At 49.2% G+C, this 22,255-nt stretch carries 26 protein-coding genes; all 26 read left to right on the top strand.

The window, feature by feature from the left end; genetic code table 11:
* The first annotated feature begins 13 nt into the window (after positions 1–13).
* Positions 14–2,263, top strand: a complete 2,250-nt coding sequence (ftsH, locus tag G7Y46_RS03800) for an ATP-dependent zinc metalloprotease FtsH (RefSeq protein WP_346773613.1) — start codon at positions 14–16, stop codon at positions 2,261–2,263.
* A complete protein-coding gene (gene folP, locus G7Y46_RS03795; RefSeq protein WP_165062827.1) occupies positions 2,264–3,586 on the top strand; it encodes a dihydropteroate synthase in 1,323 nt (440 codons plus the stop codon). It begins immediately after the preceding gene.
* Positions 3,571–4,356 carry a biotin--[acetyl-CoA-carboxylase] ligase gene (locus tag G7Y46_RS03790; RefSeq protein ID WP_165252589.1) on the top strand — a complete coding sequence of 262 codons (786 nt, stop codon included), beginning with the start codon at positions 3,571–3,573 and terminating at the stop codon, positions 4,354–4,356. Before folP ends, G7Y46_RS03790 begins: the two co-directional genes overlap by 16 nt.
* 133 nt (positions 4,357–4,489) lie before the next feature.
* Positions 4,490–5,167 carry a biotin transporter BioY gene (locus G7Y46_RS03785; RefSeq protein WP_241157039.1) on the top strand — a complete coding sequence of 226 codons (678 nt, stop codon included), beginning with the start codon at positions 4,490–4,492 and terminating at the stop codon, positions 5,165–5,167.
* A 108-nt stretch (positions 5,168–5,275) separates the two neighbouring features.
* A complete protein-coding gene (gene recJ / locus G7Y46_RS03780; protein ID WP_165252587.1) occupies positions 5,276–8,629 on the top strand; it encodes a single-stranded-DNA-specific exonuclease RecJ in 3,354 nt (1,117 codons plus the stop codon).
* Between the two features lies 1 nt (position 8,630).
* Entirely contained in the window at positions 8,631–10,913 is a 2,283-nt protein-coding gene (locus tag G7Y46_RS03775) for a bifunctional (p)ppGpp synthetase/guanosine-3',5'-bis(diphosphate) 3'-pyrophosphohydrolase (protein ID WP_165252585.1), read from the top strand.
* 139 nt (positions 10,914–11,052) lie between these two features.
* The gene (locus G7Y46_RS03770) at positions 11,053–11,334 is read left to right on the top strand and encodes a type II toxin-antitoxin system RelE/ParE family toxin (protein WP_165252583.1); all 282 of its coding nucleotides are present in this window, start codon (positions 11,053–11,055) and stop codon (positions 11,332–11,334) included.
* A gap of 11 nt (positions 11,335–11,345) precedes the next feature.
* The gene (locus tag G7Y46_RS03765; RefSeq protein WP_206214166.1) at positions 11,346–11,681 is read left to right on the top strand and encodes a HigA family addiction module antitoxin; all 336 of its coding nucleotides are present in this window, start codon (positions 11,346–11,348) and stop codon (positions 11,679–11,681) included.
* Between the two features lie 127 nt (positions 11,682–11,808).
* Positions 11,809–12,486, top strand: coding sequence for an MBL fold metallo-hydrolase (locus G7Y46_RS03760; RefSeq protein ID WP_165252581.1), 678 nt, complete (start codon positions 11,809–11,811; stop codon positions 12,484–12,486).
* A 42-nt stretch (positions 12,487–12,528) separates the two neighbouring features.
* Positions 12,529–13,584, top strand: a complete 1,056-nt coding sequence (locus G7Y46_RS03755; protein ID WP_165062833.1) for an inorganic phosphate transporter — start codon at positions 12,529–12,531, stop codon at positions 13,582–13,584.
* Positions 13,585–13,596: 12 nt separating this feature from the next.
* Entirely contained in the window at positions 13,597–14,220 is a 624-nt protein-coding gene (locus G7Y46_RS03750; RefSeq protein ID WP_165062834.1) for a DUF47 family protein, read from the top strand.
* A 122-nt stretch (positions 14,221–14,342) separates the two neighbouring features.
* Positions 14,343–15,653: a trigger factor gene (locus tag G7Y46_RS03745; protein ID WP_165252579.1), complete on the top strand. Its 1,311-nt coding sequence runs from the start codon at positions 14,343–14,345 to the stop codon at positions 15,651–15,653.
* Positions 15,654–15,910: 257 nt separating this feature from the next.
* Positions 15,911–16,741, top strand: a complete 831-nt coding sequence (rplB, locus tag G7Y46_RS03740) for a 50S ribosomal protein L2 (RefSeq protein WP_165062836.1) — start codon at positions 15,911–15,913, stop codon at positions 16,739–16,741.
* Between the two features lie 18 nt (positions 16,742–16,759).
* On the top strand, positions 16,760–17,032 hold the full coding sequence (gene rpsS / locus G7Y46_RS03735; protein WP_165062837.1) for a 30S ribosomal protein S19: 273 nt from the start codon (positions 16,760–16,762) through the stop codon (positions 17,030–17,032).
* 12 nt (positions 17,033–17,044) lie between these two features.
* A complete protein-coding gene (gene rplV / locus G7Y46_RS03730; protein WP_165062838.1) occupies positions 17,045–17,386 on the top strand; it encodes a 50S ribosomal protein L22 in 342 nt (113 codons plus the stop codon).
* A 3-nt stretch (positions 17,387–17,389) separates the two neighbouring features.
* Positions 17,390–18,112, top strand: coding sequence for a 30S ribosomal protein S3 (rpsC, locus tag G7Y46_RS03725; protein WP_165062839.1), 723 nt, complete (start codon positions 17,390–17,392; stop codon positions 18,110–18,112).
* Positions 18,113–18,538: a 50S ribosomal protein L16 gene (gene rplP, locus G7Y46_RS03720; protein WP_165062840.1), complete on the top strand. Its 426-nt coding sequence runs from the start codon at positions 18,113–18,115 to the stop codon at positions 18,536–18,538.
* A complete protein-coding gene (rpmC, locus tag G7Y46_RS03715; protein ID WP_165062841.1) occupies positions 18,539–18,733 on the top strand; it encodes a 50S ribosomal protein L29 in 195 nt (64 codons plus the stop codon). It abuts the gene before it with no gap.
* Between the two features lie 11 nt (positions 18,734–18,744).
* Positions 18,745–19,005, top strand: a complete 261-nt coding sequence (gene rpsQ / locus G7Y46_RS03710; protein WP_165252577.1) for a 30S ribosomal protein S17 — start codon at positions 18,745–18,747, stop codon at positions 19,003–19,005.
* Between the two features lie 39 nt (positions 19,006–19,044).
* Positions 19,045–19,413 (top strand): 50S ribosomal protein L14, encoded by a 369-nt coding sequence (rplN, locus tag G7Y46_RS03705; protein ID WP_165062843.1) that lies wholly within the window; start codon positions 19,045–19,047, stop codon positions 19,411–19,413.
* 12 nt (positions 19,414–19,425) lie between these two features.
* Complete coding sequence (gene rplX / locus G7Y46_RS03700; protein ID WP_165252576.1) at positions 19,426–19,767, top strand: 50S ribosomal protein L24; 342 nt, start codon at positions 19,426–19,428, stop codon at positions 19,765–19,767.
* 226 nt (positions 19,768–19,993) lie between these two features.
* Positions 19,994–20,545 carry a 50S ribosomal protein L5 gene (gene rplE, locus G7Y46_RS03695; RefSeq protein ID WP_165062845.1) on the top strand — a complete coding sequence of 184 codons (552 nt, stop codon included), beginning with the start codon at positions 19,994–19,996 and terminating at the stop codon, positions 20,543–20,545.
* A 72-nt stretch (positions 20,546–20,617) separates the two neighbouring features.
* Positions 20,618–20,803, top strand: coding sequence for a type Z 30S ribosomal protein S14 (locus G7Y46_RS03690; protein WP_165062846.1), 186 nt, complete (start codon positions 20,618–20,620; stop codon positions 20,801–20,803).
* A 106-nt stretch (positions 20,804–20,909) separates the two neighbouring features.
* The gene (rpsH, locus tag G7Y46_RS03685; RefSeq protein WP_165062847.1) at positions 20,910–21,308 is read left to right on the top strand and encodes a 30S ribosomal protein S8; all 399 of its coding nucleotides are present in this window, start codon (positions 20,910–20,912) and stop codon (positions 21,306–21,308) included.
* 10 nt (positions 21,309–21,318) lie between these two features.
* Positions 21,319–21,858 carry a 50S ribosomal protein L6 gene (gene rplF / locus G7Y46_RS03680; RefSeq protein ID WP_165252574.1) on the top strand — a complete coding sequence of 180 codons (540 nt, stop codon included), beginning with the start codon at positions 21,319–21,321 and terminating at the stop codon, positions 21,856–21,858.
* Positions 21,859–21,873: 15 nt separating this feature from the next.
* A complete protein-coding gene (gene rplR / locus G7Y46_RS03675; RefSeq protein ID WP_165062849.1) occupies positions 21,874–22,245 on the top strand; it encodes a 50S ribosomal protein L18 in 372 nt (123 codons plus the stop codon).
* Positions 22,246–22,255 lie beyond the last annotated feature (10 nt).

The raw sequence follows: 22,255 nt of genomic DNA, 5'->3' as shown, positions 1-22,255 counted from the left end.
AATATATTTCAGTATGTCAGATAAACCAAACAAACAAAGTGGACAAAATCAACGCAAGCCCGGCGGTCAGAAAGATGGCAAGCCGAATCAGCAGCGCACTACCATCATACTTGTTGTTGTAATGTTGTTGGTGGTTGCGTTCATTAGCAGCCAGTTTATGAACATGGGCAACAGAAACGCTACAGATTCGCTTGAAACTAGTGAATTTGTGCAAGCGCTCGATCAAAATCGCGTTGAAAGTGTTGTATACGCTGCAAGCGACTACACTGTAACCGGTAAATATTATCCAGCTAGCACCGCGGGTGCGGGCATTTTGGATGCTTTCAATGAAGCGTTTGGTTCCATGAATGCGCTTATGGCGCAGCAGCATGATCCGGACGGGCAAAAGCTAGGCGGTGTTGGTACACGCACGCTGGAAGTGCAGAAACTGGGTACGGCTCGCAATTATTCCAGCGTTTATGTGGGTGCCGATTCGCTTGGCAATATTTTGGCGGAACACCCTGAAATTCAATACCAAATAACCCTTCCAAGCGGGTGGCTTTCTATTCTTACAACATTGCTGCCAATTTTGCTTATAGGCGCTTTGCTGTTCTTCTTCTTTAGCCAAATGCAGAAAGCAAACAATTCTCAGATGAGTTTTGGTAAGAACAAGGCTAAAAAGACTACCGAAGAACGCCCCGATGTGAAATTTGAAGACGTTGCGGGTGTGGATGAAGCGGTTGAGGAAATGCGCGAAGTGAAGGATTTCTTGGCAAATCCTGAGAAATACCAATCTATAGGAGCTAAAATTCCGCGCGGATGCTTGTTGGTTGGACCTCCGGGTACTGGTAAAACTTTACTTGCCCGGGCAGTTGCTGGCGAAGCGGGCGTGCCGTTTTTCAGCATATCTGGTTCCGACTTTGTGGAAATGTTTGTAGGCGTGGGCGCAAGTCGTGTGCGCGATTTGTTCAAGGATGCAAAGGAAGCTGCTCCTTCCATAATATTTATTGACGAGATAGACGCTGTAGGTCGCCAGCGCGGAACCGGTCTTGGCGGTGGGCATGACGAGCGCGAACAGACGCTAAACCAATTGTTAGTAGAGATGGATGGCTTCGATGCCACAGAGTCGGTGGTGCTAATAGCCGCTACGAACCGCGCCGATGTTTTAGACCCAGCTCTGCTGCGTCCCGGTCGTTTCGATCGCCAAATAGTTGTAGATACGCCTGATGTGCGCGGACGGCAGCGCATTCTTGAAGTTCATTCGAAGGATAAGCCCATTGGAAGCGATGTTGATTTGGCTGCGATAGCCAAAATAACTCCGGGCTTTACCGGTGCCGACCTTGCAAATTTGATGAACGAAGCAGCACTTCTTACCGCGCGCAAAGACAAGAAGATAATAACTATGCGTGAAGTGAATGAGTCGCTTGAGCGCGTGATAGCGGGACCGGAGCGCAAGGGTCGCGTTATGAATGAAGACACGAAGCATATAATTGCTTATCACGAGAGCGGGCATGCGCTAGTGGGGCACCTGCTTGACCACGCCGACCCGGTGCATAAGATTTCTATTATTAGCCGAGGTAGGGCGCTGGGTTACACGCTTTCTATTCCCGATGAAGACAAAGTTCTTAATTCTCTTTCCGGGATGAAGGACGAATTGGCTGTATTCATGGGTGGACGTGTAGCGGAGGAAATTTTCTGTGACGATATAACCACAGGTGCCAGCAACGACTTAGAGCGTGCGTCGAAGATGGCGCGCGCTATAGTTACACAATACGGCATGAGCCCGCTTGGTACGCAAGTTTTCGGGCAGCCTAATCATGAGGTATTCCTCGGGCGCGACTATGGCAATACGCAGGATTATTCAGACGAGACGGCGCGCCGCATAGACGATGAGGTGTCGAAGATAATGCGTGAGGCGCATGATAGGGCGCATGCTATCCTTAGCGCGCATGCCGATCAGATGGATTTAATGGCTAGCGTTTTGCTAGAGCGCGAGACGGTAGAAGGCGAAGCGTGTCAAGCTTTGCTAGATAATAAATGGCAAGAGTATCTAGATCGCGAAGACGAGATAATTGCTGCTAAAGAAGCTGAAGAGGCTGCTGCGCGGGCAAAAGATGCCACTGAGCACCCTGAACTTGTGGATGCAACCACTGTGGATGCTAACGCTGCCAACGAACAAGAGCCGCTTCCCGGCGAAGTGCATGTTGATTTGCCGCCCGCCGAGCAAAACAATCAAAACGATCCATATGCAGACCCGTATGGTCTAAACGACAAGAAGGAATAAATGCGCTGGCATTGCAGAGAATTTGAATTTAACATCAGCACGCCCATAATCATGGGCGTGCTCAACGTTACGCCCGATTCTTTTTCGGACGGGGGTAATTTCATTTGCCCAGACGACGCTGTAGCGCATGCGAAGGAATTAATAGAAGCGGGTGCTTCCATAATAGATGTGGGTGGCGAATCTACGCGCCCCGGCGCATCTGAGGTTTCCGCAGATGAAGAATGGCAACGCATAGGTTCTGTGGTGGAGCAGTTATGTGCGGAAGGCATGTGTGTTTCAGTGGACACTCGTCATGCTGACGTGGCGCGGCTTGCTGTAGAGGCGGGTGCTAGCATCATAAATGATGTATCTGGTTTTACCGATCCTGCTATGCAAGAAGTTGCGCTTTCTTGCGAAGCGGGGTTAGTCGTTATGCACATGCGCGGCACCCCCGAAACTATGCAAAGCAACACGGAGTACACCGATGTGGTTGCAGAAGTTCGCGATTGGCTGCGCCAGCGCACCGCACAGCTTGAAAATTTGGGAATTGCGCATGAACGCATTTGCATAGATCCGGGCCCGGGGTTTGGAAAGACCGCAAAGCAGACAATAGAACTAATGCGCAACATTCACGAGTTTGTTCGACTTGGGTATCCGGTTATGGCTGCTCCATCGCGCAAAAGCTACATTGCTTATGCTTATCACATAGATGACCCCGATCCTAAAGCGCGCGATACGGCATCGGCGGTAGAGGCGCTTATGGCTTGCGAATTGGGTGCCAGTGTGGTGCGCACCCATAATGTTGCCGAAACAGCTGCAGCGCTTTCGCAATTGCGACCTTATGTGGTGCTGTCGCTTGGGTCGAATGTGGCTCTTGTGGCAGAATCTGGTGAAGAGCAGGAAGCTAAAATTGCGCAAATTAACTATGCAGTTGGGCAGCTATGCCAACTTCCCGATTCGCAGATAATAGACATGGCTTCGTTTTACGAAAGCGAACCGGCATATTATGAAAATCAAGATAAGTTTGTAAATACAGCAATTTTGCTGCGTTCAGGCATAGCACCTAAAGAGCTCCTTGATTACTTACATTCTGTAGAAAATAGTTTGGGTCGCGTGCGCGAACGCGAAAATGGTCCCCGAACCATAGATATAGATATTGTTGATTATCAGATGTACAACTATTCTACAGACGATCTTACGCTTCCTCATCCGCGTGCAACCGAGCGCGATTTTGTGGTAAAGCCCGTGTCCGAAATGCTTCCCGGGCATGTGTTAGCTAATGGCGTGGCATTAGAGGAAATTCCCGAACAGGATAGATTGGGTCGGGCGTGCAAGATAGCTTGAGCTTCTTCCGTATAACTTACTTTGATGAAGTGTCGTCTACTAACGACCTTATAAAGCAGAGCATTGATAAAGGTGCGCCCGAAGGTGAAGTGGTTTGTGCGCGTGTGCAAGCTGCAGGTTATGGCAGGCAGGGCAGAGTATGGAAAAGCCCAGAGGGTGGTCTTTACATGTCGGTATTGCTGCGTCCTGCGGTGGAGCCTGCGCAACTTCCAACACTTAGTTTAGTGGTGGGCATAGCTGTGCGTCGTGCTATTGCTGGACTGGCGGAACTTAGCAGCACCAACAACGTTTTGGTGAAGTGGCCAAACGATATTGTGCTTTGCATGTCAGCCGACAAAAACAGCGGTGCTTTTCAGAAAATGTGCGGTATATCTAACGAGCAGCATAGCGGCGCTATATGTATAGGTATTGGTGTGAATGTGCAAAAACCGCATTCATCAAACGATGTAGGTGGCAAAAATGTAGCCGCTTATGTATCAGATATAGTGCGCTCTAATGCGCCTTCAATTGATTTAGTATGCAGGACCATTCTGCAAAATTTTCTCAATTGTTATACCGAGTGGATACAAACCGGATTCGCTACGTTCTTGGAAGAATATAATGCGAATTCAGCTTTAACAGGCAGAGAGGTTCGCGTGCAGCGTGCCGACGGTTCGCTAATTGCTGAAGGCATTGTGTGTGGCATAGATTCTACGGGCGCGCTTGTTGTCAGAGATGCGGAAGGTGCCAAGCGAAAAGTTTTATCAGGCGAAGCGCATATTGCACTTTGATTGCCGCGATTTCTAATTTAGATATTGTAATTATTACCAGTTCACTTATAATTGCTTTTTCAAATGCTTAATTACTTTTCAAATGTTTGCTCGGGGCTCAAGTAGAGCAGGATTTAGTGTTGGGGGTGTTTGAATGCCTCAGACCGACTATAAAAAACTAGATGAAATGTCTGCCGAGTCTTCTAAGTCTACCGGGACAAGTCGCGCCAGATCGGTGGCTGTTGTCGGGTTGTCAATTGCGATTATTGCTGTATGTGCTTGGGTCACAATTCCAATGGGTCCTATTCCTTTTACACTTCAAATGTTTGCTATTCCGCTTATTGTTTGCATATTGCGTCCAAGCGAATCGATAGCCGCTATAGCGGGGTATTTAGTATTAGGCGCTGTAGGGTTGCCGCTCTTTTCGGGAATGCGGGGCGGCATTGGGGTTATTATGGGACCAACAGGCGGCTTTCTTTTGGGCTATCTACCGGGCGTAATATTAGCTGCGCTTTTCTTGTATATAACAATGCCTGTGGCGGATAAATACTGCGCCAAACGCATGGAACAAGCGCAAGCAGACCAAGTAAGACCTAGTGCGTGGCAGCGTATACGCGCAAATTTACTTGGGTGTATATTTCAGCTTGTGGCGGGAATTATTTTCACGTTTGTTTCATACGTTACGGGTTGGGCGCAATTTATGTTGGTGGCAAGTGTTGGTCCAGAAGCTGCATTTGCGGCGTGCGTAGCGCCGTTTATTTTGCTAGATACAATTAAGTTAATTGCGGCTGTAGTAGTGGCACAGCCAATTCGTCTTGCCATTTCCCGATAGTTAAATATTTAGTATCAGTTTTTTTAATGACCGCGCTAACGTGGTGTAAATTTACGCTCGGAATATGCGACAATCTTATGCAAGAAAAACTTGCACGATAGGTAATGAATGTCAACTCAATTCAAAGTAAGCGCCGCAGCGCCTGATGCTGTGGCGTGCTTGCAGCGCGAATTGAATATGCCGCATTTTCTCGCCGCTACACTTGTGGCGCGCGGTTTTGATACGCCGTTTGCGGCGCGCAGCTTTATGTCGCCATCGCTAGAGCGCGATTGGCTTAACCCCTACGATCTTCCCGGCATGGCAGATGTCGCCAATTCGGTTGAACAGGCAATAGATGCGCATAAGCATATAGTAGTATTTGGCGACTTCGACTTAGATGGCATATCGGCTACTACAGTGCTTACTCGTGGCATACGGGCGTTGGGCGGAAAGGCAACCCCGTTCATTCCAAAGCGTTTCGAAGAAGGCTATGGGTTATCGCTTGCAGCGTATGAACGCATGAAGCAGCTACAACCCGATCTTATAGTCACGGTAGATTGCGGCATAGCTTGCGCTAAAGAAGTGGCGGCAATAATTGCCGATGGCGTTTCTGTTGCCGTAACCGATCACCACGAAGCGGGCTCTAGTGTTCCTGTGGGAATCCCTGTATGCGATCCGAAAACAGTAGATGGTTGCCCAAGCAACATTTTAGCCGGTGTCGGAGTTGCTCTGAAGCTTGTGCAAATGCTGGGCAGCCGCCGCGGTTTTCCGTATCTTTGGCGCAGTTATACCGATTTTGCGGCTCTTGGTACCGTAGCCGATCTTATGCCGATGCGTGATGAGAATCGCGCGCTTGTAGCTGATGGGCTTGCACATATGAATAATGAAGTGCGCCCGTGCATTGCCGCGCTAATTGAAGCTAGCGGTTCTAGCGGAAAGCCCATAACTTCTACATCGCTTAGTTTTACATTGGTGCCGCGCCTGAATGCGGCTGGTCGTATGGGAGATGCGCAACTGGCACTAGATTTGCTAATGTGCGACTCTTATCCTGAAGCTTTCGAATTGGCGCAACGATTAGAACAGGTAAATGACGAACGCCGTGCAATAGAGGCGCAGCTTTCTGAAGTGGCAAAAGCGCAAGCTAGCGAAATTTATGCCGGTCAGCGCATATTGGTGGTTGCTGGCGCAGGCTGGCACGAGGGCGTAAAAGGCATAGTGGCTAGTCGGCTGGTTGGAATGTATGGCGTGCCGGCTATATTGTTCACCATAGATGGTGATGAAGCGCGCGGAAGTGGGCGCTCAGTGGGCAATGTGAATCTGTTTGCTGCCATAGAAAACGTGGAAGATTTACTAACGCGCTTTGGTGGACATGAAGCAGCGGTTGGTGTTACTCTTCCCGCAAAAAACCTTCCGGAATTTACGCGGCGCTTGCAGGAATATATGCAGATGCTGCCCGAAAGCGAATTCAAACCCATAACGGAAGTGGATGCAATCGTTAGCCTAGATGAACTTACGTTGCAATCGGTGCAGATGATGGATGCACTCGCGCCATTCGGGCAAGAAAATCCTGTACCACATTTTTTGGCGCGCAACGTAACGCTTGAGAATTGTCGCGCTGTAGGTGCCGACAAAAATCATTTTTCGTGCAACCTTACGAATGGGCGAACTAGCATAGGCGCAATTTTGTTCCATTGCGAAAATATCCAAGATTTGCTGCATAACGATTCTGTAGTTGATGCTGCGTTCAGCGTACAAATTGACGAATGGCGTGGGCGGCGCAGCGTAAAAGCTATGCTAGACACACTGGCTCCAGCGCATGTGTGCGGCGCTTTATGCGCGTGTATAGATCCTTCCGTGCCCGAATTGTTCGAGAAGCTATTTGGGCAAGAAAGCAAACTTATAAGTGCGGCTTTAACATGCGCAGCCGCACCTTCTGCGAATTCAGAACAGCGCACTTGGAAGGTAGTAAGCAAGCGCGCCGCTTGGGAGGAACTCGGAAAACGCGATCCGAAAGCACTAGAGGCGCAAATAATTGAAGCCATTATTGGCAAGAGAACGCTTCACCCGGCACAACGACAAATCCTCGATCGCTTAACAGAGGGCAAGTCTACGCTTGGCGTTATGGCTACAGGGCGCGGCAAATCGCTAATTTTCCAAGTGTATGCCGCTATGCAGGCATTAGTGTGTCATAAAGCCAGCTTGTTTGTGTATCCGCTTCGCGCGCTTATGGCTGATCAAGCTTTTCATATGGCTCAACAATTCAGTAGTTTTGGGCTAAATTGTGCTGTGCTAAATGGCGAATGTTCCCAGAGTGAGCGCGAAGCGGTCTACGCAGGATTGACCGATGGCGGTATAGACATAGTTCTTACAACGCCTGAATATCTAAGTTTTCATGCCGACAGATTAGCTGCAAGTGGGCGCATTGGTTTTATGGTTGTAGACGAGGCGCACCATATTGGAATGGCTAAAGCTGGGCAGCGCATGGCGTATACGCAACTGGGTAGCGTTGTAAGTCGTTTGGGCGGTCCGGTCGTGCTTGCAGTAACTGCTACAGCACCCGCTGAAGTGGCAGAAGATATAAGCGACAGCATTCCTGTAGATGGCAGCGTGGTAGACGATTGTGCGCGCGATAACCTACATGTGAACGACCAGCGTAACATACGTAATCGCGACGATTATCTGGCATATTTAGTTGCTGCTGGCGACAAAACTGTCATATATGTAAATTCACGCGAACAGTCGGTGGGCGTGGCGCGCAGGCTGCGTCGTCGTGTTCCGCAGCTGGCACCCATGATAGGTTTCTACAATGCGGGCTTAACGCGTGCTGAACGCAAGCGCATAGAAGATTTATTCCGCGCGGGCGCGGTGCAGGTGCTTGTTGCTACGTCGGCGTTTGGCGAGGGTATCGATATTCCCGATATTCGAAATGTGGTTTTATATCATATGCCTTTTAACGAGGTTGAATTTAATCAGATGGCAGGTCGTGCGGGGCGTGATGGAAAAGATGCGTGGATTCATCTTCTGTACGGCAGCGCCGATGTGTCAATAAACGAGAGCATTTTGGCAGACCTTACTCCTAATCGCGATGTTATGGCGCAAGTTTATCGCTGTTTATGCGCGCTGCAAAAGCAAGCAACCGACGGTTTTCTTTGCATTAGTTTTGAAGATTTGGCTAGGGAAGCCAGCAATAATATATGTATAGTTTCGCCTACCGCTGCTGCATGTGGCATATCTGTATTTCGCGAGCTGGGGCTTATTGAGACTCAGGAAACATACAATAACGGGGTGACGCAGCACAAAATACGCGTTAATATTGGTGCGCCCAAATGTGAATTAACCGATTCGGTGCGCTATCGTGAAGGGTTGGATGAACTGAGTATTTTCCGCGCATTTCGCAAGTGGGCTATGCGTAGCGATTTAGATCATCTATCCGTGCGGGTTACGCACCCCATAACACCTGATATGAAGCGTGAAGGACGCTAGTATGGCAACATTGACAGAGCAAACAACTAAGATGCTTACTCCTGAAGAAGTATTCGCCGAACTTGAAAACTTAACTAGCGAATACATGAGCGCCGATGAGCAGGCTACTCTTTTGCGTGCATTCCGCTTTGCGCGTGAAGCCCATAACGGACAGTTGCGCAAATCGGGTGAGCCATTCATAAACCATCCGCTAGAAGTGGCAAAAATTCTGGCGGATTTACGCATGGACACCGAAACTTTGTGTGCAGCCATTTTGCACGATACGGTAGAAGACACCTCGGTAACTGCTGAAGACGTAGAGCGGGAATTTGGTCCAGATGTGCGTCAGCTGGTAGAGGGAGTTACAAAAATAACGCGTATCGAGGTAGGTTCTTTGTCCGACGAACAGGCGGCTACTATTCGCAAGATGCTTGTAGCTATGGGTAAAGACATTCGCGTTATTGTTATTAAGCTGGCTGACCGGCTTCACAATATGCGCACGCTAAGCAGTCTTCGCGAAGATCGCCGCATATTCAAAAGCCGCGAAACACTTGAGATATATGCGCCAATTGCGCATCGTTTGGGCATAAATTCGGTGAAGTGGGAACTTGAAGACTTATCGTTTTTCTATCTAGAGCCGAACAAGTATAAACAGGTAAGCCGCATGGTAACTGACACGCGTACCGAGCGCGAGGAATACCTGAACAACGTTGTTGATATTTTGCATGAGGAAATGGACAAAGTGGGCATAGAGGCGCGCATAATGGGGCGCCCGAAACACCTGTATTCCATTTATCAGAAAATGTCGAAAAAGGGCAAAGGTTTCTCTGAGATTTACGACCTTATTGCGGTGCGCATAATTGTCCAGTCGGTGAAAGATTGCTATTCGGCGCTTGGCGCTGTGCACACGCTATGGCACCCGATGCCCGGGCGCTTTAAAGACTACATTGCAATGCCGAAATACAATATGTACCAAAGTTTGCATACTACAGTTATGGGACCTACGGGTCGTCCGTTGGAAGTGCAAATTCGCACCGAAGAGATGCATCGTGCAAGCGAATATGGCGTGGCGGCTCACTGGCGCTATAAGGAAGGCGGCGGTCGCGTAAGTCGTGACGAACTTGATTCGCAGTTGGCTTGGCTGCGCGAAATGATTGACTGGTCGGATGAAGCGGACGATTCGCGCGAATTTCTCAAGAACCTGAAGATGGATCTCGATAATGCCGATGTGTATGTGTTCACGCCAAACGGCGATGTAAAGACGCTACGTGCCGGTGCCACGCCAATTGATTTTGCGTATTCGGTGCATACCGAAGTGGGCAATCATTGTGTAGGCGCTAAAGTGAATGGGCAAATAGTGCCGCTGTCGTACAAGTTGAAAGTAGGCGACCGCGTAGAGGTGCTAACATCGAAAAATGCAAGTCCTTCACGCGATTGGCTGGGCATGGTGGCAACACCTTCGGCTCGCAACAAAATACGCGGCTATTTCAGCAAGCAGACACGTTCAAGCGATAGGCAGGAAGGTCATGACATGCTTATGCGCGAAATGCGCAAGCACGGTTTAGGGCTTTCCAGCGCGCGCAGCGTGAAAGCGCTAAAGAGCGTGGCTGAGGCTATGGGCTTCAACGATGCCGACGATATGTTTGTCCAACTTGCGCGCGGCAAAGAAAGCGCGCAGCATGTGGCGAATCGTCTGTTGAAAATACTGGTCGATAGCGCAAATGAAGCCGCTAAGACACCCGCACCCGGTGTTGGGGCTGGCTCTACCGGTGTTATGGCACCCATGATAACCAGCGTGAAGCGCCCCAAGAAACACGAGGCGCATTCCAGCCACGGTGTTGTGGTGAAGGGGATAGACGATGTATTGGTGCGCTTGTCGCGTTGTTGTAATCCGGTGCCGGGTGATGAAATAATCGGTTTTGTTACTCGCGGGCGTGGGGTTAGCGTACACAGGGCAGATTGCCCGAATGCGCAAGATTTGCGCCGCAATCCCGAGCGAATAATTGATGTATCGTGGGCAGGCGATGCTCCGCGCGAATCAACGTTTAAGGTGGAAATATACGTTGAAGCGCTAGATCGCATGAATTTGCTTTTGGACGTAACGCGCGTTTTGTCGGATGTAGGCGCGAACGTTATCTCATGTACGACGAATACACATCGGGACGGCTTGGTTGAAATGCGCTTTTTATTTCAAGTGGGCGATTTGTCTATGATCGATTTAGCGATTCGTGAACTTGCTGCGGTTGAAGGTGTTTTTGATGCTCGCCGCATGATGCCCGGTCAAAAAATTGCCCCTACAAATTAGGGGCAATTTTAAAGCGTTTCTTTTATATGGCTGTTCATTAACTCGTAGGACTTCCAGTCTGCGTGAGCTAAATCAAAATGGATAGCAATTTGTAATTAGTCACGTTTCGCGTTACAATTGTTCCAATAAAGGAGCGCGATTGATTAAAACATTTGCCGACAAAGAAACTAGAAAGTTCTATGAAACTGGGAAATCGAAAAAGATCAGCTTGGACATTCAAGCGAAAGCGTTGCGTAAGTTAGATCAGATTGATGCTTCTAGCACGGTTGAGGCACTTGAGCTTCCGCCAAGTAATCGCCTACACAAACTGCGTGGCAATAGAGAGGGTCAATATTCTATAAGCTTAAACATGCAGTGGCGAATTTGCTTTCGATTTGAAGACGGCAATGCATTAGACGTTGAAATTTGCGATTATCATTGATAGGGGTAATTATGAGCTACGCAAGGCGTGACGATATGAAATATATGAAGCGGCGCCCTACGCATCCCGGAGAAATGTTGCGCGAAGAGTTTATGTCTGAGTACGGTCTAAGTGTGGCCGAATTGGCTAACAGGCTTGGAGTTTCTAGGCAAACCGTAAACGAGCTTGTGCATGAGCGGCGTGCAATAAGTCCAAATATGGCTCTTCGATTGCAGAATCTTTTTGGCATGGATGCGGCTGTCTGGATGGAAATGCAACAAAAGTTAGATTTGTGGGAATCAATGATTCAATATCGTAGCGAAATAGATGCGATTAAGCCTATGAAACTTGTAGTTGCAGGTGTTTAATAAAAAGTTAACAGCATACGTAACAGTAGATAATTACGTTTGTGTCGCTGTGCGTTAATGCTCTGCTACTTGGTTGACTGATAAACATAAAAACGTTGTCGTGTGTTGACGCAGAAAGAAGTGTGCTATGGCTGACGTTGTTACCGTAAATGGTTTGTGCGTAGATGTTAAATTCTTAGTTATGGGGCCTCTGCAGAATAATGTGTATATCATCTCTGATGGGTTGGGCACTTTTGTTGTAGACCCTTCGCAAGATGCCGAAATAATATTAGAAGCGCTAGGCGGCGCAAAGCTTGATGCAATAGTTATAACACATGCACACTGGGATCATATGGGTGCTGCGGCTGAACTGCGGAAAGCTACCGGTGCGCCCGTAATAGCTAGCATTGCCGATGCGCCGTTTATTGAAAATCCGCAAGACATAGGCACTTCGCGCAAAGCTGCACCTTGCAAAGTGGATCGCGTGGTTGCAAATGGCGATGTGGTCTGCGTGGGCAATATGGAGTGGAAAGTTATAGAAACTCCCGGTCACAGCAAAGGCTCAATATGTCTATTCTGTATTCCGCAATTCGGTAATCACGCCGATGGTCTAGCTGTGCTTATATCGGGCGACACGTTATTTGCTGGTACAACTGGCAGAACCGATTTTGAAGGCGGGTCTGTGGTCGATATGGCGGCATCTATGAAGAAGCTTGCCGCCCTGCCCGACGATACTGCGGTTCTTCCCGGGCATAACAGTTTTACTACCATCGGCAACGAGCGTCGCACCTTCTCTCTATTCGGAGATGAACCCGACGAAATTTAATGTAATAATATATCCAGTTTAGGTCTTAGCGAAAGGCTATTTGTGACGATCGACTGGTCGCTTTTTATTACTGAGCTTATCAGCAATCCGCTCTTGCTGGCTGTAACGATATTGAACATTGGTGTCATAATCGTGAATGGTGCAACTGATGCACCTAATGCAATTGCGACAGTAGTGTCTACTAGGGCAATGAAGCCGCGCCGCGCCATAATGATGGCTGCAGCATGCAACTTCGTAGGGCTACTTGTAATTTCTGCCATATCACCTGCTGTAGCGCAAACAATTTTCGGAATGGTCGATTTTGGTGGCGATTCTTACAAAGCTCTGGTAACACTTATGGCTGCTATGGTAGCCATTATTGTATGGGGTAGCGTCGCATGGTGGTTTGGCATACCTACCTCGCAATCACATTCGCTAATTGCGGGGCTAACTGGTGCCGCAATTGCTCTAATGGGCAGTTTTGATGCCATAAACTGGAATGAATGGATAAAAGTTATATATGGCATTTTGCTGTCTACACTTATGGGTTTTGGTCTTGGTTGGGTCTTCTATAACATTATAAAGAGGCTATTCCGCAACGTTAACCGCCAGAACGCAAACACTTTTTTCAGGTGGGCGCAAATTTTTTCTGGTGCGGGCGTTGCCTTTATGCATGGCGCGCAAGATGGTCAAAAATTTATGAGCATTTTTATTCTGGCAATCTTGATGGCTGCCGGTATGGGCACCGGTTCAGGTTCGCTTACTTTGCCCGTTTGGCTTATGCTTCTATGCGCGCTTTCTATGGGTGTTGGCACCGGGGTAGGCGGCGAGCGCATCATTAAAAGCGTCGGGGTCGATATGGTAAAACTTGAGGCATTTCAGGGTTTTGCCGCCAGCGCATCAACATTCGTTAGCTTAATAGTAGCCACGTTTGGTGGCTTGCCTGTGTCTACTACACATACAAATACTACAGCTATTATGGGAGTTGGCGCAGCCAAAAGCCCAAAGGCTGTGAAATGGTCCATTGCCATAGACATGGTGAAAACGTGGGTGCTTACTTTCCCCGGCTGCGGCATAATGGGATTTGTGTTTGCAAAACTATTCTTATTCCTACTTTAGAAGGGACTCGTCATGGCAAAGGTTAAGCTGAACTACTTTAAGGCATACGAGAAGCTTACTGGTTTAGCTGTTGAAGAGGCAGACCTGCTAATAGAAGCTATGCGCTCTTTTACCGATGCCAGCGGGTACTCCGACACAATGGTTGAAATGCATGAATTTGAGAATCGCGGAGACAGTATTAATCACGACATTTTTACCGCAGCCGCTATCGATTTCATGCCGCCTTTCGATCGCGAAGATGTTGTGAATCTGGCGCAAGCGCTTGATAACGTGCTTGATTATATAGACGATGTGCTTGGACACATGTATGTGTACGACATTCGCACTATGCCAGAAGATGCTCTGCAATTCGCCGAGCTAATCAAAAAGTCGGTTAAGGCGCTAGACCGCATGATGGCAGAATTCCATACTTTCAAGAAGAATAAGAAGTTCAAGCAGCTTGTTGTAGACATTAATTCTTACGAAGAAGAGGCCGATGCGCTGTACAAGCAGGCTATGCGTCGTCTTCACGTAGAAGATAACGAAGCTGTTATGCATGTGCTGGTATGGTCGCGCATTTACGAGCGCATGGAGAGATGCTGCGATGCCACCGAACATGCAGCTGACATAGTTAGCACAATTATGCTGAAAAATTAAATAAAGCCAAACAAGAACATAGTTTATAGAACGTAAATACCTTGCGAATGTAGTGTTTTACGGTTATATCTTGCTGCTACAATTTCAAGTAAGAAAAACCAATTAGAAATTGAGGTTCAGTAATGAAGGTTAGCAAGAAAAACACTGCAGATGGCAAAATACTTTTGCAAGCAACTGCAACAGCTGCAGAAGTAATCAATGCGCTAGATGCCGCACAGATAGCATTTGCCCAGAGTATGGGCATTCGACCAGAGCAGGGCAAAAGTGTACCGCAGCTAGTAGAAGAGCAGATGGGTGTAAAAGACCTAGATTCTATTGTGCAAGCAGGCGCGCAAGAAGCGCTTGTTCCCTTGGCATTAGATGCAAAAAATTTGGTGCCCCTGTATCCGCCGACTCCTAGTCCGAAATCGGCATTTAAGCGTGGTCAAGAATTCCGCTTCGAACTAGAGGTAGAGCCCAAGCCGGAATACGAGCTAACATCATACGATCCTATAAGCATCAAAATTCCCGAATTCCAACTTGATGAATCTGTGGTTGATGCAGAAATAGATAAGATGGCTGACAATTACAAGGCATTCATCGCCGATTCTGATAGTCCAGAAGGTCGCAAGGTGCAAAAGGGCGACCATGTGCGCATAGCCATGAAGGCATTTGAAGATGGCGAAGAAATGACGCAGTTAAGCACCGATGGTCGCACTTATACTGCTGGTGAAGGTTATATGCCAGAAGGTTTCGAAAACGAAGTTTTAGGCATGGAGGCTGGCGAAACCAAGGAATTTACATTTGATGGACCCGACTTCGATAAAGACTTCAATCCAATAACGAAAAAAGTTGACGCAACCGTTACTGTGTTGGAGTTTCAAAAGGAAGAAAAGCCCATCATAGATGATGCTTGGGTGCAAAAAAACATGCCTATTTATAGAGGACTTGCCGAATTGCGCGCCGATATCAAGCGCAATCTAACCAAGCAAGGGCGCGATCAGTACGACGATTATGTACGTCAGATAGCTGCTGAAGAAGCAGCGAAGCGTTTTCAAGGCAAAATTCCCGATGAGGCTTACGAGGCTATGCGCGAGAACTTGCTTGCGCAGTATCGTCAAGGGCTGAAGCAGCAAGGTAAAACATGGGAAGAGTTTGTGGAAGAAAACGGCGGGGATCAGCAAATTGGCATGATGATGATGCTTCAGGTTCGTCAAATGTTGGTGACTGGTTTTGTGTTAGATGCCATTTTCCGCCATCAGAAAATGACGCTTACCGATGATGATGTTCTGGAGGCTTGCCGTGCTATGAATCCGCAGGCTGACCCAAAGGCTATGCGCGAACAGATGGAAAAATCTGGTCGCGGTTTCGCTATGCGAGAAAGCGCCGAGCGTCTAAAAGCTAATAAGTGGTTGGTTGAAACTGCCAATATTGAATATCAAAGCGCTGAATAGTGTTGAATAGTAGTTTTTAGCCCGGGCATTCTTTCGTCTATATTCAGCAGATTTTTCTGTGAAAAATGTAGAATCTGTGCTAAAATCTTCGTTTGCGTCTATAGGTGTATGGACACACCCGGGCGCGTTGTAAGACCGAGTCGCAGTATAGAGCCTCTAATCTATGCAGCGGCAATGGTTTTACATCGTAAGTAGGAAGAAGCCGCTGGTGTGCGTAGAGGCGCGCGAACAGCAGCTTCATAGAAGAAGGGAACAACGTGGGCGTTAAGCAGTACAAGCCGACCAGCCCCGGGCGTCGCTTTCAGACTGTTTCCGACTTCGAGGAAATAACAACCTCGACGCCGGAAAAATCTCTGTTAGCGAAGAAGCCTAACAAGGCGGGTCGCAATAACAACGGTCGCATCACTTGTCGCCATAAGGGTGGCGGAGTGAAGCGTCGCTATCGTATTATCGATTTCAAGCGCGATAAAGATGGTATTCCTGCTAAGGTTGCAACCATTGAATACGATCCTAATCGCACAGCGCGCATCGCACTTCTGCATTATGTTGATGGCGAAAAGCGCTACATCATTCATCCAAAGGGTCTGAAAGTGGGCGACGTGGTAATGAGCGGCACCGAGGCTGACATTAAGCCCGGCAATTCTTTACCGCTTGAAAATATCCCTGTAGGTACTTTGGTACATTGCGTGGAATTACAGCCCGGCAAAGGCGCTAGCATGGCACGTTCAGCTGGCACTAGCATTCAGCTGATGGGTAAAGAGGGCAAATATGCAATTCTGCGTATGCCGTCTTCCGAAATGCGCCGCGTTTTGCTTACCTGCCGCGCAACCGTGGGCGAGGTTGGCAACGCCGAGCATTCCAACATCAAAGTTGGCAAAGCTGGTCGTAATCGCTGGAAGGGCATTCGCCCAACCGTTCGCGGTACTGTTATGAACCCGGTTGACCATCCTCATGGTGGCGGTGAAGGCAAGAACAAGACTTCTGGTCGTCATCCTGTAACTCCGTGGGGTGTTCCAACTAAGGGTCATCGCACTCGCAACAAGAAGAAGGCTTCAAGCCGCCTGATTATCAGACGTCGTAAGAAGTAACCGAGCAAGGAGTAAAAGTTGAGCAGAAGTTTAAAAAAGGGCCCATTCGTTGAGCCGCGCCTTCTCGGTCGAATACAGGCGATGAACGAAGCGGGCGAGAAGAATGTTATAAAAACATGGAGCCGTGCTAGCACCATCTTCCCGGAAATGGTAGGTCACACCATAGCTGTTTACGATGGTCGCAAGCATGTGCCCGTATACATTACTGAATCTATGGTCGGCCACAAGCTGGGCGAATTTTCTCCCACCCGCACATTCCGCGGTCATTCCGCCGACAAGGGAAAGCGATAGGAGGCGCGCACAATGGAAGTTAAAGCTGTTTCCAAGTACGTTCGCGTGTCGCCGCGCAAGGCCCGCGTCGTTGTGGACCTTATCCGTGGTAAAGGCATAGAGAGTGCCCGTGAGATTCTTGCGTTTTCCGAGCGCGCAATTGCCGAGACTGTGCTGAAAACGCTGAATTCGGCTGTAGCGAATGCAGAACACAACAACCACCTTCGCACCGACAATCTGGTCGTGAAGACGGCGTTTGTGAACGAAGGACCAACGCTGAAGCGTATTCGTCCACGCGCTAAAGGTTCAGCTAGTCGCATCAATAAGCGCACTAGCCACATCACGATCATCGTCGCACCGCGAGAGGAGGCTTAAAGCATGGGTCAGAAAGTCAGCCCTACAGGGTTCCGCCTAGGCATCACCGAAGATTGGCGCAGCCGTTGGTATGCCGACAAAGACTATAAGGAAACTCTGGAAAACGATCTTGCTATTCGCAAGTTCCTTGACAAGCAGCTGGCGCGTGCCGCTGTTTCGAAGACAGAAATTGAGCGCGCGGGCGACAAAATAACCGTCACCATAACCACTGCGCGTCCCGGCATCGTTATCGGCAAAAAAGGTGCCGAAATTGATGCTCTTAGCAAAAAGTTAGAGAAAGTTGCGAACGGTACGGTTGCCATTAATGTAGTGGAAATCCGCCGTCCTGAACTAGATGCAGAGCTTATAGCGCAGTCGGTTGCTGAGCAACTTGAGGGTCGTGTCGCATTCCGTCGCGCAATGCGCAAGGCAGTGCAAAGCGCTCGTAAATCTGGCGCAAAGGGCATTCGCGTTCAATGCTCTGGTCGTTTAGGTGGCGCTGAAATGAGCCGTCGTGAATGGTATCGCGAAGGTCGTGTGCCGCTGCAAACTCTGCGTGCAAAGATAGACTACGGCTTCGCTACTGCGAACACTCAGATGGGTGCCATTGGCGTACAAGTTTGGGTATATCACGGCGACGTACTGCCCGGACAGAAAGCTCCAGAGCCTGCGCTTGAGGGTTCAAGCCGTCCGCAGCGTGGACGTCGCGGCGATCGTGGCGGCCGCAATGAAGGAGGTCGCAGATAAATGTTAATGCCTAAACGTGTCAAGCACCGCAAGGTGCAGCGCGGCTCCATGAAGGGCAACGCTAAGGGTGGTACACGTCTGAATCATGGCACCTATGGTATTCAAGCGCTCGAGCGCCACTGGATTACCAACCGTCAAATAGAGGCTGCCCGTGTTGCTATGACTCGTCATATGAAGCGTGGTGGTAAAGTTTGGATCACCATCTTCCCCGATAAGCCCATCTCTAAGAAACCCGCTGAAACCCGCATGGGTAAGGGCAAGGGCGCACCCGAGGCTTGGGTAGCTGTTGTAAAGCCCGGACGCATTATGTTTGAGATAGATGGCGTGGACGAAGAAACTGCGCATGAGGCACTTCGCTTAGCAATAATGAAGTTACCCATTAAGTGCAAGATCGTCTCTCGCGAGAGCCAGAAGCAGGAGGACTAAATGAAAGCATCAGAGATTCGCGAGCTTTCTGCAGAAGACTTGACCGAGAAGCTCAAAGACGCCCGCGCAGAACTTTTTAACCTGCGCTTCCAAATGGCTACTAGCCAGTTGGATAACACGGCTCGTGTGCAGCAGGTCAAGAAAGACATCGCGCGCATCCTCACCGAGCAGCGTGCCCGCGAGTTGAGCGCGTAAAGGAGCAGAAGATGTCAGAAACAAGGAATCTACGCAAAGTTCGTCAGGGCGTCGTTATAAGCGATGCGAACGATAAGACTATTGTGGTGTCCGTGGAAGAGCGCAAACCGCATCCTATCTACGGCAAAATGATTACTACCACTAAAAAGTTTCATGCCCACGATGAAAACAATGAAGCCGGCAAAGGCGACACTGTTCAAATAATGGAGACACGCCCGCTTTCCAAAATGAAGCGCTGGCGCCTGTCGAAGATCGTCGAGAAAGCCAAATAGCGGCGCGCTTGCACTGCTATGTGAAGTAGGAGGAAAAGCATGATCCAGATGCAATCCATGCTCAATGTGGCTGACAACTCCGGCGCGCGCAGGGTTCAGTGCATAAAGGTACTGGGCGGAAGCAAGCGTCGTTACGCCGGCTTGGGCGACGTTATTGTGTGCTCTGTTAAGGAAGCACAACCAAATGGCGCCGTCAAAAAGGGCGAGGTTGTTCGTTGCGTTATCGTGCGCGTTAAGAAAGAGGTTCGTCGCGCCGACGGCAGCTATATCAAGTTTGACCAGAATGCGTGCGTGCTAATCAACAACGATGGCACTCCGCGCGGTACGCGTATCTTTGGGCCTGTTGCTCGTGAGCTGCGCGATAAGAAGTACATGAAGATCGTGTCTTTGGCACCGGAAACGCTCTAGGAGGTGCTAAAGATGGCAACTAAGAAAACCGAGCGCAATATTCTTCCCATAAAGAAGGGTGACACTGTAACCATTCTTGCTGGTAAGGATAAGGGCAAAGAAGGTAAGGTTCTGCGCACCATTCCTGAAACCGAGCGTGTAGTAGTTGAGAAAATTAACACCATAAAGAAAGCTATGCGTCCTACGCAGGCTAATCCTCAGGGTGGAATCTCTACGATAGAAGCTCCGCTAGCAGTAAGCAATGTTATGCTTATCTGTCCTAGCTGCAAGAAACCTACACGTGCAGCTCGTCGTCGCGATGATAACGGCAAGAAAATTCGAGTTTGCAAGAAGTGCGGCAAGGATATCGATTAGGGCTTCCGCAGCACCCCGCTGTAAAAGCTCTAGATGGACAGAATGGCGATTGCGGATGTTGCCGTAGCGCGATTCTGCAGCGCTAGAAAAATGTGATATAAAATCGCTTTTTTTTCGACGCGCGAAGCCAAGCGCTAGGCAATATCGGCAATCGCTTGGAGTAAATGCCTTTAAGGGCAGGGGGTCGGAAATCTCCTGTCAAGAAAAAACGAAGGAGAGTAAGAAAATGGCAGATATGCCTCGTTTAAAGAAAAAGTATTTAGACGAAATACGTCCTAAATTAAAGGACGAACTGGGACTTGATAATGTAAACGAGATCCCTACATTGAAAAAGATCGTTGTAAACATGGGCGTTGGTGAAGCTGCTCAAGACAGCAAGCAGCTAGAAGGCGCCATTAGCGATTTGCGCGTTATCACAGGTCAGCAACCGATGGTTTGCCGCGCAAAGAAATCTATCGCAGGTTTCAAACTGCGCGAAGGTCAGGCGATTGGCTGCAAGGTTACTCTGCGCGGCGATCGTATGTGGGAGTTCTTCGATCGCTTGGTAGCAACTGCTATTCCGCGTATTCGCGACTTCCGTGGTATGTCTCGCACCAGCTTTGATGGGCGCGGCAACTATTCCATGGGTGTTACCGAGCAGCTCATCTTCCCCGAAGTGGACTACGACAAAATAGACCATACGCGCGGTATGGACATAACATTCGTAACGAGCGCGGCAAACGACGAGGGCGCTCTAGCATTGCTAGCCGACCTCGGTTTCCCGTTCAAGAGCAAGTAAAGCGATAGGACCATACGGTCCTTTCGTGTAACCTCGACCAGAGTCATTTGACTCGCAAGAAAGAAGGAATGCATGGCTAAGAAATCGATGATTGCCAAGGCCAAGCGAGAGCCGAAATATTCTACGCGCCAGCACAATCGCTGCATGCGTTGTGGGCGTCCTCGCTCTTACTATCGCAAGTTTGGCTTATGCCGCATATGCTTGCGCGAACTGGCTAATGAAGGCAAGCTGCCCGGCGTAACTAAGTCATCTTGGTAAACCGGATGTCTTGGAGTACGGGTGTGCCCGCATAGAAGGCGCAGCCGCTAGGGGCGGTATGCGAACCAGATGTGAGGCTCATCACTAACCAAAGGAGAAACCTGAAATGACAATGACCGATCCCATAGCAGACATGCTAACGCGCGTGCGTAACGCACAGTCTGCGGCTAAGGACTCTGTGTCTATGCCCACCAGTAAAAAGCTGGTAGAGATCGCCCGAATAATGGACGAAGAGGGCTACATCGGCGGATATGAGGTTGAAGACGGCGAACCCCGTGGCACCCTCACCATTACGCTGAAATATGGTCCAAAAAAACAGAAGACCATTCGCGGCATTAAGCGCATCAGCAAGCCGGGTCTTCGTATTTATGCAGGTAAAGACGAACTGCCGCGTGTTCTCGGCGGTCTTGGTACTGCAATCATATCAACCTCGGCTGGCGTTATGACCGACCGCGATGCCCGCAAGAAGGGTATTGGCGGCGAGGTTATCGCCTATATCTGGTAGGGGGTGCGCAATGTCTCGTATCGGAAAGATGCCAATTTCTGTACCATCGGGTGTGGAAGTGAATATTGACGGCACCACTGTTACCGTCAAAGGCAAGAAGGGCGAACTAACTCGTACTTTCCAGCCTACCATGGTTATCAAGCAAGAGGGCGATTCTGTAGTAGTTAGCCCTGTTAACGACGAGCGTCAGACGAATGCATACTGGGGTCTTACCCGCAGCTTGCTTCACAACATGATTATTGGCGTGTCCGAGGGCTACACCAAAAAGCTCGAGCTTGTCGGCGTTGGTTATCGTGCAGCGCTAAAGGGGCGCGACCTAGAGATGCAGCTGGGCTTTTCGCATCCTGTGTTAGTGAAAGCGCCTGAAGGAATTACATTTGAAGTTCCCTCGCAAAACGAAATTACTGTTTCTGGCGCATCAAAAGAGCAGGTTGGTCAAGTTGCAGCCGATATTCGCAAGTGGCGTAAGCCCGAGCCGTATAAGGGCAAGGGTATTCGCTATGAAGGCGAATATGTGCGTCGTAAAGCCGGCAAAGCTGGTAAGGAATAAGAAGGAGATCGGAAAATGCAGAAATCAATACTCAAGCGTCAATCCGGTCTTGCGCGTCGCCATCGTCGCGTTCGCGGTAAAGTGTCGGGTACTGCAACTCGTCCGCGCATGTGCGTTACCCGCTCTAACAATAATATGTATGTTCAGGTTATCGACGATGTTAGCCGTAAGACCATTTGTGGCGTGTCTACAATGGGTCCTGAGTTCAAGAAGACTGGCGCTAAAGCCTCAACGGTTGCTGGTGCAGCTGAACTGGGCACTATCATAGGCAAAATGGCACAGGATAAGGGTATTAACGAAGTCGTGTTCGACCGTGGCGGAAATCTGTATCACGGGCGCGTGAAGGCTCTGGCTGACGCAGCTCGCGAAGCCGGCCTGAAGTTCTAGGAGGAGACGT

The organism is Adlercreutzia sp. ZJ304 (assembly GCF_011039075.1).
GTDB lineage: Bacteria > Actinomycetota > Coriobacteriia > Coriobacteriales > Eggerthellaceae > Adlercreutzia_A.
This window is presented reverse-complemented; position numbering and strand designations above follow the sequence as displayed.